This window comes from Lactococcus sp. EKM203L, from assembly GCF_011800585.1.
In the GTDB taxonomy this organism is placed as follows: domain Bacteria; phylum Bacillota; class Bacilli; order Lactobacillales; family Streptococcaceae; genus Lactococcus; species Lactococcus lactis.
Window position 1 is genome coordinate 173,353 of record NZ_JAALEQ010000003.1, and the last position, 16,602, is coordinate 189,954.

Annotated in this window: 19 protein-coding genes and 1 pseudogene; all 20 read right to left on the reverse strand. The window is 35.0% G+C overall.

Annotation, left to right across the window (positions count from 1 at the left end):
- Nucleotides 1–84 precede the first annotated feature (84 nt).
- Nucleotides 85–333: a preprotein translocase subunit SecG gene (secG, locus tag HFD15_RS06635; protein WP_003130913.1), complete on the reverse strand. Its 249-nt coding sequence runs from the start codon at nucleotides 331–333 to the stop codon at nucleotides 85–87.
- Between the two features lie 142 nt (nucleotides 334–475).
- Nucleotides 476–1,402 carry a thioredoxin-disulfide reductase gene (trxB, locus tag HFD15_RS06640; RefSeq protein ID WP_010905642.1) on the reverse strand — a complete coding sequence of 309 codons (927 nt, stop codon included), beginning with the start codon at nucleotides 1,400–1,402 and terminating at the stop codon, nucleotides 476–478.
- 194 nt (nucleotides 1,403–1,596) lie between these two features.
- On the reverse strand, nucleotides 1,597–1,824 hold the full coding sequence (locus HFD15_RS06645; protein WP_004255037.1) for a DUF4059 family protein: 228 nt from the start codon (nucleotides 1,822–1,824) through the stop codon (nucleotides 1,597–1,599).
- A gap of 1 nt (nucleotide 1,825) precedes the next feature.
- Entirely contained in the window at nucleotides 1,826–2,578 is a 753-nt protein-coding gene (locus tag HFD15_RS06650) for an amino acid ABC transporter ATP-binding protein (RefSeq protein WP_058208382.1), read from the reverse strand.
- Nucleotides 2,579–2,589: 11 nt separating this feature from the next.
- Complete coding sequence (locus tag HFD15_RS06655) at nucleotides 2,590–3,477, reverse strand: amino acid ABC transporter permease (protein ID WP_004255026.1); 888 nt, start codon at nucleotides 3,475–3,477, stop codon at nucleotides 2,590–2,592.
- A 267-nt stretch (nucleotides 3,478–3,744) separates the two neighbouring features.
- The gene (locus tag HFD15_RS06660; protein ID WP_058208381.1) at nucleotides 3,745–4,590 is read right to left on the reverse strand and encodes an amino acid ABC transporter substrate-binding protein; all 846 of its coding nucleotides are present in this window, start codon (nucleotides 4,588–4,590) and stop codon (nucleotides 3,745–3,747) included.
- Nucleotides 4,591–4,727: 137 nt separating this feature from the next.
- Nucleotides 4,728–5,303 carry a C40 family peptidase gene (locus tag HFD15_RS06665; protein ID WP_047206359.1) on the reverse strand — a complete coding sequence of 192 codons (576 nt, stop codon included), beginning with the start codon at nucleotides 5,301–5,303 and terminating at the stop codon, nucleotides 4,728–4,730.
- A gap of 126 nt (nucleotides 5,304–5,429) precedes the next feature.
- Complete coding sequence (locus tag HFD15_RS06670; protein ID WP_167593449.1) at nucleotides 5,430–7,097, reverse strand: formate--tetrahydrofolate ligase; 1,668 nt, start codon at nucleotides 7,095–7,097, stop codon at nucleotides 5,430–5,432.
- 155 nt (nucleotides 7,098–7,252) lie between these two features.
- A complete protein-coding gene (locus HFD15_RS06675) occupies nucleotides 7,253–7,579 on the reverse strand; it encodes a heavy metal-binding domain-containing protein (RefSeq protein WP_010905638.1) in 327 nt (108 codons plus the stop codon).
- Nucleotides 7,580–7,662: 83 nt separating this feature from the next.
- Nucleotides 7,663–8,109 (reverse strand): ASCH domain-containing protein, encoded by a 447-nt coding sequence (locus HFD15_RS06680; RefSeq protein ID WP_004255012.1) that lies wholly within the window; start codon nucleotides 8,107–8,109, stop codon nucleotides 7,663–7,665.
- 139 nt (nucleotides 8,110–8,248) lie between these two features.
- Nucleotides 8,249–8,953 (reverse strand): purine-nucleoside phosphorylase, encoded by a 705-nt coding sequence (deoD, locus tag HFD15_RS06685; RefSeq protein ID WP_167593451.1) that lies wholly within the window; start codon nucleotides 8,951–8,953, stop codon nucleotides 8,249–8,251.
- A gap of 70 nt (nucleotides 8,954–9,023) precedes the next feature.
- Nucleotides 9,024–9,293, reverse strand: coding sequence for a zinc ribbon domain-containing protein (locus HFD15_RS06690; protein WP_167593453.1), 270 nt, complete (start codon nucleotides 9,291–9,293; stop codon nucleotides 9,024–9,026).
- A gap of 55 nt (nucleotides 9,294–9,348) precedes the next feature.
- A complete protein-coding gene (locus HFD15_RS06695) occupies nucleotides 9,349–10,584 on the reverse strand; it encodes a phosphopentomutase (RefSeq protein WP_004255006.1) in 1,236 nt (411 codons plus the stop codon).
- Between the two features lie 184 nt (nucleotides 10,585–10,768).
- Nucleotides 10,769–11,413, reverse strand: a complete 645-nt coding sequence (locus tag HFD15_RS06700) for an LCP family protein (RefSeq protein ID WP_235586249.1) — start codon at nucleotides 11,411–11,413, stop codon at nucleotides 10,769–10,771.
- A gap of 326 nt (nucleotides 11,414–11,739) precedes the next feature.
- On the reverse strand, nucleotides 11,740–12,459 hold the full coding sequence (locus HFD15_RS06705; protein ID WP_014570501.1) for a DUF4811 domain-containing protein: 720 nt from the start codon (nucleotides 12,457–12,459) through the stop codon (nucleotides 11,740–11,742).
- Entirely contained in the window at nucleotides 12,459–14,003 is a 1,545-nt protein-coding gene (locus HFD15_RS06710; protein WP_058208380.1) for an MDR family MFS transporter, read from the reverse strand. The genes HFD15_RS06705 and HFD15_RS06710 overlap by 1 nt, the downstream gene beginning before the upstream one ends.
- Nucleotides 13,996–14,460: a MarR family winged helix-turn-helix transcriptional regulator gene (locus HFD15_RS06715; RefSeq protein ID WP_012897558.1), complete on the reverse strand. Its 465-nt coding sequence runs from the start codon at nucleotides 14,458–14,460 to the stop codon at nucleotides 13,996–13,998. Before HFD15_RS06715 ends, HFD15_RS06710 begins: the two co-directional genes overlap by 8 nt.
- A gap of 148 nt (nucleotides 14,461–14,608) precedes the next feature.
- Nucleotides 14,609–15,262, reverse strand: coding sequence for a DUF4767 domain-containing protein (locus tag HFD15_RS06720; RefSeq protein ID WP_058208379.1), 654 nt, complete (start codon nucleotides 15,260–15,262; stop codon nucleotides 14,609–14,611).
- A gap of 131 nt (nucleotides 15,263–15,393) precedes the next feature.
- A pseudogene (locus HFD15_RS06725) lies at nucleotides 15,394–16,132 on the reverse strand (class I SAM-dependent methyltransferase).
- A gap of 212 nt (nucleotides 16,133–16,344) precedes the next feature.
- Complete coding sequence (locus tag HFD15_RS06730) at nucleotides 16,345–16,533, reverse strand: hypothetical protein (RefSeq protein WP_021465420.1); 189 nt, start codon at nucleotides 16,531–16,533, stop codon at nucleotides 16,345–16,347.
- Nucleotides 16,534–16,602: the final 69 nt, after the last annotated feature.

The following is a 16,602-nucleotide window of genomic DNA, read 5'->3' on the forward strand; positions in this document are numbered from 1 at the left end:
GACAATTTGGACAATTAAACATTTGACGCAATTAGAAAAACATTTATAAGAAAATAAAATACGGACTGTTTTCAGCCCGCAATTTTAACGTGTTGATAAAACAACAAGAGCAAATCCAATAACTAGCCATAAGCCAATCATGATTGCTGTAAAACGCTGCATCACTGCCTCAAAACCGCGCGCTTTACGACGTTCAAACAATTCACCTGTTCCACCCGAAAAAGCATCTGCTGCTCCATCTTGTTTTGAAGGTTGCATGAAAATCGCTACAATAATAAATGCTGAAACTACAAGCATTGCAACAAGCAAAATGTCATAAATTACTTTTTCCATAGTCTTATAAATTACTTAGGCGATAAACCTAATCTCCTTTTTCAAAATTGCGTTACTTACATTTTACCATATTTTCGATTAAAAGTCATTCCGAATCCTTTAATAAAAAATTACTGACGATTTTGTCAGTAATTTTTTTATTTTAATCAAGTTCAGCTACAAATTTATAAGCTTCTTGAGCTGCTTGCGCTCCATCACCAATAGCTGTAGTGATTTGACGGAAATCTTTTTGACGAACATCACCTACGGCAAAAATACCAGGTAGACTTGTTCTCATATGGTCATCGGTAATAATCCAACCGGCTTCATCAGTAATTCCAAGATTACCAGCAAATTCAGCAACTGGGTCAAGTCCCACATAAATGAAGATTCCACCAAAAGCTTTTTCAGTTACTTCACCCGTTTTAACGTTTTTATAAACAACGGATTGAACTTTTTTGTCATCCCCTTTAATTTCCATAGGAACAGAATCCCAAATAAAGTTGATTTTTTCTTCTTTGAAAGCTCTTTGTTGGATAATTTCTTGTGCACGCAATTTATCACGACGATGCATAATTGTTACTGATTGACCAAAACGAGTCAAGTAGAGAGCTTCTTCAACAGCAGAGTCACCACCACCAATAACTAAAATTTCTTGGTTTCTAAAGAAAGCACCATCACAAACGGCACAGTAGGAAACTCCGCGAGCTCCATATTCTTCCTCACCGGGAATTTCAAGCTTACGGTGATTAGCTCCTGTCGCAATAATAATTGATTTAGTGACAAACTCATCATCTTCTGTGATAATTTTTTTGTAATCCCCATGGTCTTCAATAGCCGTCACAAAACCATAAGCATTTTCTACGCCTAAACCTTCCAAAGGTTCAGCCATTTTCATTGAAAGTTCAGGACCCATGATTGTTTCATAGCCAGGATAATTTTCAATCTCAGCTGTGTTATTCATTTGACCACCAGGAACACCACGTTCTAAAAGCAAAGTTTTCATTTCAGAACGTGCAGTATACATCGCTGCAGTCATTCCCGCAGGGCCTGAACCAATGATGACAACATCATATTTCTTTTCTGTCATTTTTAATCCCTTTTCTAAGAGCTAAAGAACTCCCCTTAAATTCATAAACTCAAGCTAGCATTTCAGCAAACTTGAGCCCTTTTTTATTAGTTCTAAAAACTCTTTTTTCTAATATCTAAAATCTTATAGCACCATTTTACATTGTCAAACGATATTTTTCCATTAATTAGATTTATTTAAAGCATAAATAGAAATCAAAGTCCACGAATTCTTAGTATTACAAGTACTCCTAAAACAGCAAAACTCAGGATAGGCGTCGTTAAAATACCAACTAAAATTAAATCAAAAATTCGATTTCTTCTTTCAGTCCACGGTTTTTTCGTATTTCGCACAAGGTAAGTGAAAGCATATAATCCACCTACCAATAAAACAAAGATAGCTGAAATTAATAGACCTTTTAAATAAAACTGTAAAATCATCATTTTAGTTATTAACCTCTAAATTCTTGACATGACGTGATAAAAACTCTCGTGTACGAGAATTTTTTGGTGAGTAGAAAACTTCTTGAGGAGTTCCCGCTTCAATGATTTTCCCTTGTTCAAGAAAAAGCACTTTTGTTGCTACATTATAAACAAAGTCCATTTCATGACTGACAAGAACCATTGTTTGTTTATTTTGAGCTGCATTTAAAATTACTTCTTGAACTTCACCAACTAATTCAGGGTCAAGGGCAGATGTCGGTTCATCTAAAAGTAAAAGTTTTGGTTGCATCGCTAAAGCACGAGCGATTCCAACCCTTTGTTTTTGACCACCTGATAAAAATTTTGGATAGTAATCTTTCCGGTCAGTTAGACCAACCTTATCTAATTCAGCTTCGGCAATCTCTTTTGCTTGCGCCTTAGATAATTTTTTAACCTGAATCAACCCTTCCATTACATTTTCAAGGGCAGTCCGACGTTCAAAAAGATTAAATTGTTGAAAAACCATTCCAGTCTTTCTGCGAAGTTCAAGCACTTCTTGCTTTGTGATTGTCGAATAATCAATCTTTAAGTCATCAATTTCAATTTGACCACTATCTGGTCTTTCAAGATCATTTAAAGCGCGGAGAAAGGTTGATTTCCCAGCACCAGAAGCGCCAATAAGGGCAACAACATCTCCTTCTTCAATTTCCAAGCTAATGTCATTGAGAACTTGATTACCCGAAAATGTTTTACTTATATTTGTAATTTTAATCATTATCGTCCTCCTTAGGCTTGGTTAAATGGATTTTTGCTCAATGAAATTTGTGCACGATTTTTACGTTTATCATTTGGCATTCTTACGTCTAATTTACGCTCTAATCCACGAATTAAGAGTTCAAAAATAATACAAATTGGCCAGTAAACTAAAGCTAAGGCTAAATAAGTTTCAAATAAACGGAAGGTTGAGCCCCCAATAATTTGAGCACGAGCTGTCATTTCTACCACACCTGCAACGAAGGCAAGTGAAGTTGATTTCAAAAGTCCAATCAGAGCGTTTCCTAAAGGAGCCGTTGCAACGGTTGCTGCTTCAGGTAAAGTCACACGCATAAAAACTTGGAAGTTTGTCATTCCGAGTGATTTGGCTGCTTCGATTTGTCCTTTATCAACGGATTGAATTGCAGCACGAATTGTTTCCGAGTTATAAGCTCCTTCATTGAGTGCGAAAGCAACAATGACAAAAAGCATAGCTGGAATTGTATTGACATTAAAATTCGTTCCATAATTCATATTGATTGCTTTTAAAATCAATGGAATCCCTGTATATGAAAGGTATAATTGTACCAAAATAGGGGTTCCACGAATGAAACTAACAAACAAAGCACGCAATTGATTCAAAATTGGAATTTTATTAATACGAACCAAAGCAAGAATGAGTCCTAAAAGTAACCCAAAGACCATGGCAATTATTGTCATTTCAAGAGACGACGGAATCATTTTTATAATTGGTAAAAAGGCATCTACAAATGCTGACCAACTAAAAATCTTTGTGAAAAACATGGTCCAAAAGTCATGAAAATTATACTGACCTTTGATTAAGAGAAAGGGAAGAGCTGGCAAAATAATTAAAGCCAAAAGCAAGACAATCCCAAGAATTATTTTTTTATTTTTTTTCATATTTTTTATTTTTCTAATAGGGAAAACTCTGTCAGTAAAAAAGTGACAGAGTTTATTCGGATTTATTGAACTTATTATTTAATATTTTTACATTTACTTATAAGTTCGATTTTTTACCTGACCATCACTTCTACTATTATACAAAATTTTGGTCTTTTTTTCTCCTATTTTTTACGAACTGAACTGTCAGTAAATTTTGATTGGTCAAGAGACAAATATTTTACTGACAGCTCTTCGATTTTAGGTTAAATTTCTTGTCAGTAAAATTTACTTAAACATTTCTGCTTTTGGCACGAAATCCCCACCAAGATATTTCTTGGAAATTTTCGCCAAACTACCATCAGCCTGCATTTTTGCCAAAACTCCATTCACATCTTTTTGAAGTTTTTTACCTTGCGAATCTTTGCCAAAGAGGAAATATTCATAACCGTCATGTTCAGCATCACCAGTATCCATACTGATATCTTCAATTTTTAGATTGTCAAAACCTTGTTCTTTAACTGCAGACTCTAAAGAAATCTTATCATAAAGCATGAAATCAATTTTTCCTGATTCAACTTGCGTGAATCTTGTGTTAATTGAAGTAGAATCTGCTGAGTAACTAATTTTGATTTCTTTATCTGGATTGGCTTTGTTCCAATCTTGAATTGACTTTGTATAATTTGATGCTGGATTACCAATTGTCGATTTCCCAGCCAAATCTGCCAAAGTTTTATAAGTCCCAGATTTCACAAGAACTGCATTGTTTGATTTTGAAAGTGGTGATGAGAAATAATATTTTTCAGCTCTACTTTTTTCCCAACCAAAATCATTAGCACCCATTTGGTAACGGCCAGAATCAATCCCTGGTGAAATCCCAGAAAAATCTGTCACTTGAAATTTCACTTTATATTGTGGCAATTTCTTGAAAACCGCACGAGCGACCTCAATATCGTAACCCGTTAAATTCCCTTGACTATCTGAATAAGTAAATGGCTTTGTTGCCCCATCTGTCGCAATCACAACAGATGTTGCTTTATCTGATGAATCTTTTGAACCTGATGAGCATGCAACCAAAGTTCCAGCAGCGATAAGTGAAAGAGCGGCAAATATGACCTTTAGTGATGTTCTCATAAAAGTTCCCCTTTAAAAATTTGATAGACCTATCTTAACACGAACTTAAGACCTTTGCCATAAAAAAAACTTATAGCCAGATTTAGCTATAAGAATAACAAAAAAATAGCAATAAATGCTATTTCCTTCTATTATATTTAATACTCTAATGCAAAATCCGCCGACATATCAGTAACTGAACTGATTTTAACTGACTCACCAGGTTGTGGTGCATGAATCACTTGGCCATTTCCAAGATAAATTCCCACATGGTCTCCGCCATAAAAGATAATCAAATCTCCAACTTTGGCTTGGTCAAGTCCGACTTGTTTTCCACTTGCAATTTGGTCCCAAGTTGTACGACCAATTTCTTTACCTAAAACTTCTCTATAGACGTAACTTGTGAATCCTGAACAATCAAAGCCAGCTGGTGTAGTTCCACCCCAAACGTAGGGAACACCTAAATATTTTTTGGCTGTACTGACAAGTTTGTCAGCTCGTGTCTGAACTTCTTTAGCAGCACTTTGTGTTTTTTCTACTTTTGAAACGGCACTGACAGTATCATTCATTGTTTTTGTTAAAACATCAAGTGAATTTGTTGCTGCTGACAAATCTGTCAGTGAACTTTGTGCCTTATTATCATCAAATACTGAATCTGCTTTTGCAGGATTCGCAATCAGGGCAGCACTAAAACTTGTAAGAAGCGCTGCAGAAATAATTATTTTTTTCAACATTGTTAGCAAGTATAACACAAAAAAACCGCCTGACAAGCGGTTTTACAAGCTTTTAATTTTTTGTAAATTTGTTACCGAAAAAATTTACATTTAATCTTTACGTAACAAAACCACTTAAACTCATTTCTAAAATAATCCTGAGATTTTTCCATCATCAGTGACATCCATTTTTAAAGCTGCTGGATTTTTAGGAAGCCCTGGCATTGTCATCACGTCCCCCAAAAGAGCAACGATAAATCCAGCTCCAATTTTTGGAAGTAGTTCACGAACTGTAACTTCAAAGCCTTCTGGCGCCGCTAAAAGATTTGGTTGGTCTGAAAATGAATATTGAGTTTTAGCCATGCATACTGGCAAATCATTCCAACCATTTTCTTCAATTTCTCTCATCTGACGCTTAGCCTTTGGTGAATAATTGACTTTGGAACCGCCATAAATTTCTGTCACAACTTTGTCAATTTTAGCTGATAATGGCTCTTTTAGGTCATAAAGATAGCTAAAATCAGATTTTTCTTGTAACATTCCTGACAGTTTTTCGGCCAAATCTAAACCACCTTCACCACCCTTAGCAAAGACTTGGGTCAATGAAACTGGAACTCCCAATGCTTCTGTCAGCTCTTTTAATGCTGAAATTTCAGATTTAGTATCTGATGCAAACTCATTAATTGCCACAATTACTGGCAAACCGTAACCCTGCATATTTTTAATATGACGTTCTAAATTAGCAAAGCCCTTTTTAACAGCCTCTACGTTTTCCTTAGTCAATTCTTTTTTATCAAGGCCACCATGCATTTTAAGTGCACGAAGTGTAGCCACAATTACTACCGCATCAGGTTGTTTTCCGAGCTGACGAGTTTTGATATCTAAAAATTTCTCACCACCAAGGTCAGCTCCAAACCCAGCTTCTGTAATGACAATATCCGATAGTTTTAAGGCTGTTTTCGTTGCCAAAACAGAATTACAACCATGTGCAATATTGGCAAAAGGCCCACCGTGAATCAAAGCTGGCGTTCCCTCAATTGTCTGAACAAGGTTTGGTTTCAGTGCATCTTTCAGGAGCATCGCAATAGCCCCTTGAACCCCTAAATCACCAAGGGTTACAGGTTTACGGTCATAAGACTGAGCCAGAACAATTTTTCCTAAACGTTCTTTCAAATCGCTGATTGAAGTTGCCAAACATAAAACCGCCATAATTTCACTGGCTACTGTAATATCAAAACCATCTTCACGGGGCACACCATTTAAAGGGCCACCAAGTCCAACAGTGACATGACGAAGGGCACGGTCATTCAAATCAACAACACGTTTCCAAATGATTCTTCTTGGGTCGATATTTAACGGATTTCCTTGATGAAGCGAATTATCAAGAAATGCCGAAATAGCATTATTGGCAGTTGTAATCGCATGAATATCCCCTGTAAAATGAAGATTAATATCTTCCATTGGTAATACCTGTGCAAAACCACCACCAGCAGCTCCACCCTTAATTCCCATAACAGGCCCTAAAGAAGGTTCACGCAAGGCCACCATTACATTTTCACCTTGTCTTGCAAATGCATCAGCCAAACCGACAGTAACTGTCGATTTTCCTTCACCAGCAGGTGTGGGATTAATTGATGTCACCAAAACAAGTTTTCCTTCAGACTGTTGGTCAAATTTATCTAAAACCTCTAAAGGAATTTTAGCTTTGTATTTACCATAAAGTTCGATATCATCAAATGATAGTCCAATCTTTTCAGCAATTTTGGTAATAGGTTGAATGTCAGCAGCTTGAGCAATTTCAATATCCGTTTTCATAATTCTCCTCTAAAGGCTTCTCATATTTGAGTTTAATTATACTAATTTTAATATTATTCTAACAAAAAATGAAGGAATTTTCCCTTAATAGTATTTCTTTTGGCAGGCTTAACTAAAAATTGTTCGGAAATAAAAAAACTAGCTTTCGCTAGCCTTTAGATTTTTTCAATTTTAACAGCTGTTCCATAAGCAGCGACAGAATCAATATTTTGGAAAGTCGATGAGTCAAAACGCATCGCAACAATTGCATTTGCTCCTTTGGCTTTAGCTTCCTCTCTCATACGATCAATCGAAGTTTCACGGGTTTCATGTTGAAGTTTTGTATAACCATTTATTTCGCCACCTACAACAGTTTTCATCTGTTGACCGGCACTTGAAAATAAATTTCTTGAACGCGTTGTTAATCCGAAAACTTCACCATATACTTCAGTAATTCGATAACCAGCCACTTCATTTGTAGTCACAATAAGTATTTCTTCCATTTTATTTCTCTTTTCATAAAGCATAATTTTAAAATAATTATAGCATGACTAAAAAAATAGTCAACAATTTTTATTTACTACTTTTAGTTTTGGTAAAGAACTTCAAATTCTTCGCAAAGCACTTCCATATTAGGACTATATACTTTTAAGTCACTCCAAAAGTCTTGATGCACTTTCCGCCAGTAGTCTAAACTTTGATCCCCTTCTCCTTCTTTAAAAGCATGCTCAGCGCTGACATCAAAAAAATTTCGCACATAAACTTTAGAAGTTGTAATAGCAGCTCTTGGTTGACCTTTTCCATCTAGTAAAATATCAAATTTTCCATCAACTGAAGGGAATGGTTCATCTTCACCATATTCAGCTACAGCGCTAGCCGTCGCACTTTTCTTTCCTTCTAATACTAAATCTAAAAGTTTATCAGCCAATTCTGGCTCAGTTATTGGACCATCAACCTCATTACAAAATGCCCAAGCCCACCTAAAATTTTCTCTTGCCAATCCTGCTTCTTTGATAAAATCTTCGTAAGTCATCTTTTCTCCTTTGTTTGAAGGAAAATTTAATTTCCTAGTTTATTCCATCATATCAAAATTTTTTAAGCACAGATGATTAAATGCTTTTTTATTGATAATAAATAAAAAAGTCCTGTCATTAAGACAGAACTTTAACTAATTATTCAGAAATCAAAGTTTCCAAACCAACTTTCATCATATCTGTGAAAGTCAATTGACGCTCTTCAGAAGTTGTTGATTCTCCAGTCAAAATATGGTCAGAGATTGTCATAATTCCCAAAGTTTGAACTTTATATTTTGCCCCAAGATAATAAAGGCCAGCAGCTTCCATTTCAACAGCCTTCACACCAAGTTTTCCAACTTTAACTGCATCTGGTCCACCGTAGAACAAATCAGAGCTGAGAATATTTCCAACGTGAGTTGTAATTCCAAGGTCTTTTGCAATATGATATGCTTTATCAAGCAAATCAAAATCAGCAATTTGGGGGAAATCAAAATCAGGGAAATCATTACGAATAATCGCTGAAGTTGTCGCAGCTGCTTGCCCAATGACAAGGTCACGAATATGAACATCTTCATTTACAGAACCAGCAGTCCCAACACGAATTAATCTTTTTACACCGTATTCTGTAATTAATTCATTAGCATAGATTGAGATTGAAGGAATTCCCATTCCTGTTCCCATAACAGAAACACGATGGCCCTTGTGAGTTCCAGTAAAGCCAAGCATTCCGCGAACTTGGTTAAATTGCACAGCATCTTCAAGGAAGTTTTCTGCGATAAATTTTGCGCGAAGTGGATCTCCTGGTAAGAGAATTTTATCTGCGATTTCGCCTTTTTGAGCTTCGATATGTGGTGTTGGCATTTTTAATTTCCTTTTCTTTTAATATAATTATCAAATTTACTGACAGAATTTCCATCAGTAAGTTAAGAACTTAATTTTTCCAGCGTTTCAAACCTTTGAGTTGCATTGGATAAAGCTTTTTGAAAAGCCATTTTTGCATTTTGGGCATTGAATTATTATCTAAACCTTTTCGCCCAGTTTCAACCATTTCAGCAAAAGTAAGTTCTGGTTGGACAAATCGTCCTTGCATATAGCAATAGATACAATAGTCTGTTGAAAACTCTCCATTTGCTTCAGTTCCCTTATAAGAATCATCAGCAATTGGCATTCCACACGACTGACAAAATGCTTTCTTAGCCATAAATAAATCTTTCTAAACTCTGTCAGTAAAATTTACTGACAGAAATTTTTTCCTATTAAACCAAAGCATCCAAGAATGATTCACCAGTTTGAGCCTTCTTAACAGAGAAGTTTTCGGCAACAGTTGCTGAAATATCAGCAAAATGTCCCACTGGTAAAACTTTAGGGTCTTTCAATGATTTAGAGAAAATCACAAGTGGAATATATTCACGAGTATGGTCAGTTCCTACGTATGAAGGGTCATTTCCGTGGTCAGCAGTAATCATCAACAAATCATCTTCTTTCATTGCATCAATGATTTCTGGCAAACGACCGTCAAAGTCTTCAATTGCTTTTCCGTAACCTTCAACATCGCGACGATGTCCATATTTAGCATCGAAGTCAACTAAGTTTGTGAAAGAAAATCCTTCGGTAAACTCAGCTTTTGTCATTGCTTTAAGCAGACGGTCAACCCCGTCCATATCGTTATGATTATGCCCCATATCATATTTCACACCTACTGTGTTGAAAATATCTGAAATTTTCCCAACTGAATAAGTATCAATTCCAGCCTTATAAAGTTTTTCCAAAACTGTTTCAGCAAATGGTGACAAAGCATAGTCACGACGTCCATCAGTCCGTTCAAAGTTTCCAGCTTCTCCAACATAAGGGCGAGCGATGATTCGGCCAATCATGATTCCAGACCCTTCAAGGGTAATTGAACGAACATATTCACAAATTTTATAAAGTTCTTCACGAGAAATGACATCTTCATGTGCCGCAATTTGCAAAACAGGGTCTGCTGAAGTATAAATAATCAACTCACCAGTTTCCAATTGACGAGGACCAAAATCTTCAATGACTGCTGTTCCAGAATAAGGTTTATTTGCTTCACGAATGATTTTACGGCCAGAAAATTCTTCAATTTTTTCAAGTAAATCCTCTGGATAACCTTCTGGATAAGTTGGGAATGGCGTTTGAATATTTAAGCCCATAATTTCCCAGTGCCCAGTCATTGTATCCTTACCTTTTGAAATTTCTTCTAGTTTAGTGACATATGCTGCTGGTTTATCAGCTTTTGGAACCGTTTTGAGCGGACTTTCGCGCGGGATATTTCCCCAACCCAATTTTTGAAGGTTAGGCACATCAAGCCCACGAATTTCTGAAATATGACCAATCGTGTCTGAGTTCACATCATTAATTGCTTCATGCGTTTCAACGTCATGATTAAAGAATTTGTCAGCATCTGGTGCAGCACCAATTCCGACAGAGTCCATTACAACAAGATGAATACGACCAAATTTTTTAGGCATTATATCTCTCCATTTCTGCTGCTATATCAATAGCAAAACTAACTAATTCTATTATACATAAACTCTTCCAAAAAGGGCAGTCAAAGCTGTTAAAAAATACATTCTTTTTGTCAAAAATTGCATTTTCTACTAAATAGATGTCATAAAAAAATCATTAGATGTTTGTCCAATGATTTTTTTCTTTTTATTTTAAACTTTCTTGAAATTGTATTTTCGCCAAATCAAGATTAGCTTGTGAAATTGTCGTCACTTCTGACTGTCCCTCCACTTTATCGCTATGGATATTAATTTTTTTAATCCTTATTGCTCCATGGTAATTTAATGCTAAAGCCTTAACATTTCCAAAGTTAAAACTTGTTTTAAAAACCTTAGGGAATGCCGTCAAAATTTGACCATAATTTCTAATTAAAACACGTGGACTTTTGAGTTTGCTAACGACTGCCATCACTACTTCTTGCTGACGTGCAAAAGCTTTTTTAGTATCTCCAGCATTTAACAAAGTAAAATATGCTGCCACTTCCTCTGCTTTATTTAAAGCAACTGTCCCTTGAGGAAATTTAAATCCTTGTGCCGAAAATTCATTAGCATTTTGAATGGATACGCCACCAATCGCTTGAACTAATTCTCCCATTTGATCGAAATTCATTCCTACAAATTTATTAATTTTAACCTGAAGTAGTTTTTCCATTTCTTTAATAACCGCAGCTTCTCCCTTAGAATTATAGAGAGTTAATAAGGTTTGTTTGTCTGGAAGTATGGCACTTGTAGAAAGATTGATAACGGTTGTTTGTTGTAAACGAGGGTTTGTTGCTGCCAAATTTGCCGACACCAATACATCTTTCCCATCAATAGTAAATAAAAACTTAACTATAACTAAATCCTTTTAATTATATCACTACAATTTTTAAATGTCTATTAATGATTAAAATATTAACCCGAAACATATCTAATACATCTCAGGGTTATCGTTTTGTTATCTTCTGAAGGATATTTTGTGATGTATAAAAATCAGACTCTTTTTATTTATAAATTGTATTATTAGTTTTATTTATTGTCAAGAAAAATAACGCAAAGTAACTTTCTTTGTGCTATTTATATTTACTTAACTTAAATGTAATAAAAAGACCTCAAATAATTTTGAAGTCTTTTTATTATTTATTCAGTAATTCCAAGAAGTTGCTTAATTTGTTTTACTTGCATTTTAGCATATTCTGTTGGATTTGATTTTTGAAGTGCAGCAAGTTGAGCCGCTTTTTGTGGGTCAGCTTTAAGTTGAGCTTCCATTTGTTTTTGCATTGCTGGAGCTTCTTGACTCAATTTTTTAACTTGATCTTGAGTCAAAACTAACCATGTATCTTTAGGTACTGAAACAACTGAATTTTGTTTAACTAATTCATTTTGTTCACCACCTACACTAAATAGTAATTTATAAAAGTCAGATGACCAAACGCGTCTTGTCGTTTTAGTTGTAACTGTTGCTTTAGTATCATCCACTAATTTATAAGTCGCTGATTTTTTAACAGCTTCTGAAATGTGTTTTTCATCAGGTTTAAAATTAGTGTCGGCTTTTTCCGATTTTTCATTATTTCGGTAAACAAAGACATAATTATCAGTGTTTTTACCAATTTCTGCTTTAATCATCATTCCATAAGGAGCTGATTTATCTCCAGCAGTATAAATTTGGTGCGTAGTTGAAGTTGTTACTTCTTTCATTCCCCAGTTATCTCTGATATGCATAGTTAGCATGGTCACAGAACCAGCTAATAAGAGAAAGGAAATTCCACCAACTAACCAATGAGCGATTGTGTTTTTTATAAACATGAAACCAAAGAAAGTTCCAATCATAAACACTACCAATAATAATATAATTAGCATTATTTATTTTCTCCTTTCAAGTCTTGTTCTTCAACAGGGACACCAGAAATCATTCGACCACTCTTCAAGAAGAGAGCAACTCCGATACCAATAATGGCAAAGACGAGTCCAATTGCGAATGAAGCGTGGTAACCTTGTAACATTGCTTCAATTGCTTTATTTGCAAATTGCAATGGATTTGTTGATTTTAATGATGAAGCAGGCATATTGTTAGTAATTACATTTTGAGCGACTGAAGAAAGGAGGGCAACAACAACTGATGACGCGACTTGACGCGCTGTATTGTTTGAAGCTGTTGCTTGAGCGACTTCATTAACTGGAACTGCATTCATGGCACTAGTTGTTAATGGCATCATTACCATACCAACACCAACCATACGTAATCCATAAAGAAGAGTAACAAAGTGGTCAGGAGTCGTAGCTGTAAAGAACATAAATGGTATAGTTCCCAGTGCTAAAACGAGGAAACCAATCACCGCAAGACGTTTTGAACCAATTCGGTCATAAACTCCACCAGCAAGTGGGGCAACAACAGCCATCATTAATGACCCAGGTAAGAGAACCAAACCTGAATTAAAGGCAGAAAGTCCATGAACATCTTGAAGGTAAAGAGGAAGCATCATTTCAACACCCATCATTGCCATTGTACTTAAAGCAAGTGCAAGAGTTACCAAAGTAAACTGTCTAATTTTAAAGACGCGAATATCAAGGAATGGATCGTCCATTTTAAGTTGACGTAAACCAAAGAGGAAGATAATAATCAACCCTCCAACAATTGGGGCGATAACGGTATTAAATTTGCCCCATCCGTCAGTTGCAACATTAGTGAATCCCCAAAGGAAAGCACCAAAACCAACAACTGAAAGTAAAACTGACAAGAAGTCTAATTTCATTGAACGGTTCGGAATAACATCACGCATAGCAAAGATTGAAATAAGGAAAACAACTCCGACAACAATCATTGGAATAAGGAAAATTGTTCTCCAACTTGCTGCAAATGTCCAAAAGATAAGGTTAAATTTATGAGTAATTAACCAACCTGCAAATGTTGGACCTAAGGCTGGCGCAAGGACAAGAACAACTCCGGCAACCCCCATGATTGCTCCCATTTGTTTAGCTGGAAACATGTTAACAAGGGCAACTTGCATCAAAGGCATTGTAATCCCAACTGCAATAGCTTGCAGAATCCGACCTGCTAGGAAAACCCACCAGCTTGATGTTGGAGCCGAGTAAGCAACAAACATTCCGATAAATAAAATTGCGTATGCTGTAACGTAAAGCCAACGTGTAGGGAATTTTGTTGCTAAATATGCTGAAATAGGAACCATAATCCCATTGGCTAATAAAAACCATGTTGTTGCTTGTTGTGCTGTTGACATGGAGATGTTGAAGTCATTCATCAATGTTGGAATTGCTGTCCCGAGTGATGTTTGCATCAACATGGCTCCAAATGTACCAACCAGAATCAAAATAAGCATTCCGATTCGGCTATAATGTTTACCATGTATATCTAAATGGTAATCTTTTTCGTATGTATCAGGCATTTTTTTCCTCCTCTTTTTCTTTGTCTTCTTTAGCTAGCTTCATTCCAATTTCTAAAAATAATTTGAAATTTTCAATGAAACTTTCTGTTCGTTCTTCACCCATTTCTTCAAAAACGCGTGCTAAATTTGAGCAAGCTTCTACTCGAATCTCTTCTGCAACATGACGTCCTTTATCAGTAATGGCTACTAAAATTTTTCGACGGTCTGTTCTTGAAATCTCACGGGTAACTAAATTTTTACTCTCAAGATTATTCAAGATTGTCGCAATTCTTGCAGTACTTGTATGCGTAAATTTTGCAATCTTACTTGGAACAATTTGCTTACCAGCTTCCTTATAAAGATAGCCCAATACCAAATGCTCCCCTTGGGAGTAGGTATTAAAGCGGTGCATCATCTCTGCTTTTCCTCTTTTGATAACAGTTGTGAGGAAAACCTCCGCTGCCTTATTGTAATCCATTTTCACTCCTCCCTAACGGTGATATTTACTAACGACGTTAACTATTATAATCCGTTCACTATCTTTTGTCAAGAATAAAAATTTTAGTTTTTAATTTTTTAAAAAAATAAAAAAACCTATTCCAAAATAGGCTTTTTTATTTTTAAAATTATCCAACAATTCGTGCGAAGGCATTTTTTAATTCATTATTCTCTGTTTCTTTTAGATATAAATAATTATTTGTATTTCCTTGATTTTGTGCGGTATAAAGCACCATGGGATTTCCTGATTTAATAACAAAGAGATAAACATGATTAACACCAGAGTTTTTCTCATTCATATCTGAATAAACATCAACTAATTGATATCCTCCTGAATCTTCTCCTGTTTCTGACCATTTTAATTCGATAGGCTGATTATTTATTGCTGCTTTCCAAGTTGAATTATTATCTATAACTGACCAAGGAATAGAGAGACCATATAAATTAAGATTGTGATTAGGATCATACTGATTGTAAGATTGTCCCATTTCTATCCCCCAAGCTGACATAAACTCTGCAAGACGTTGATTTTTCTCTGGGTTCCATTTTCTTATTTGTGTAGAAGTTGAGGGAGAAATTGATTTTTCTATTGATGAAGAGGACTCTTTAGTAATACTTGATGACTGGGTAGTACTCGAAGTGCTCTCAGTTATTGAAGAGCTTCGTGAGCTTTGGCTACTTTTAGAACTTTCTTTTGTTGTTTGAGAATTTTGTTTTGAACTACAGGCTGACATTCCAAGTGTTGCTACTAAAAAAATTGCAACAAGATATATTTTTTTCATCTTTTCTTCTCCTAACTACAATTTTACTTCAAAAGTAATTAAAAAACTACTAATATCATTAAACGAACTAAATAAAAATAAGAGTCCCATACTTTATTCAAATAGGAACTCTTATTATAGTTACTTTATGACTATGATTTTTTATTTCTTGTAGAAATAAGCAACATCATTGGACGTCTCATCTCATTTTTCATTTCTTCAAGCTCTCTCATTTCTATAGGAGGTTTGGGTTCAATTACATTAGTAAGTTCAAAACCAGAACTTAACAAAGAATTTATATAGCCTGTTAATGTCCGATGATACTTAATAATTGGCTCACCTAAGAAATTGACTTCACGTTTTCCTTCATAATAATAATTTATCAACTGGAAAATGAAGAATTTTACCCTCTGCATCATAACACCAATCTTGTTTCCCTGATGAGGTATAGAGAGGATGTTCAACAGAGAAAATAAATTCACCATTCTTTTTAAGACACTTTGAAATTTTGCAAACCAGGTCTTCAAAATTTGAAATGTAGTGAAAAGCTAATGAACTAAACACAACATCAAAAGTATCTGCAGGAAAGTTAATATCCTCTATTGCGGATTGTTGATAGGTAATTTTTTTATCATTATTAATATCAAGAGCAACTTCAAGCATCTTGTGTGAAAGGTCTATTCCTACTACTTCTTTAGCTCCATGATTGACTGCATATTTACAGTGCCATCCACATCCACACCCTAAATCCAAAACTTTTTTATCCTGAAAATTTGGGAGTAGTTTTTCTAATTCAGACCATTCACCAGCGGCCTTCAATCCCTTTTGGGACCTTGACATTGATGCATAATTTTTGAAAAAACGTTCATTATCATATTTATTTTGTTTCATTTTTTATTCTCCATGTAAATATAGTTCATCATTTTATAAATATTTACATGGAAACTACAATTTTTTGAGCAATAATTCCTTTGTTCATCTATCTTCTTTCATATTCGATTAATTATTTTTTATGTATTTTATAGTCATATTCTATCATAAGCACTTTAAATAATCATTAAGTAGATAAATAAATACATCTTAATAATAAAAAGTAGGAGAACCTACTTTTCTTTATCTTCAACTTCTTTGAGCGCTTTTGAAGCCTCACTAAACAGCTCCTCAGCTTTACTTGTGGTCTTTTCAAAGGTATCTTGAATTCCTGTTTGCGTACCAACTGTTGCATTTCGGAGTGCTTCATCTTCAAGTTCCTTCATTTGCTCATTGCTTAATTTGGGGTTTATTTCAGGCATAATCCACCTCCTTCTTGACTTCATTATATTACACCTTTCGATAAAGCGCTAACATTTCGTTCAATAAAA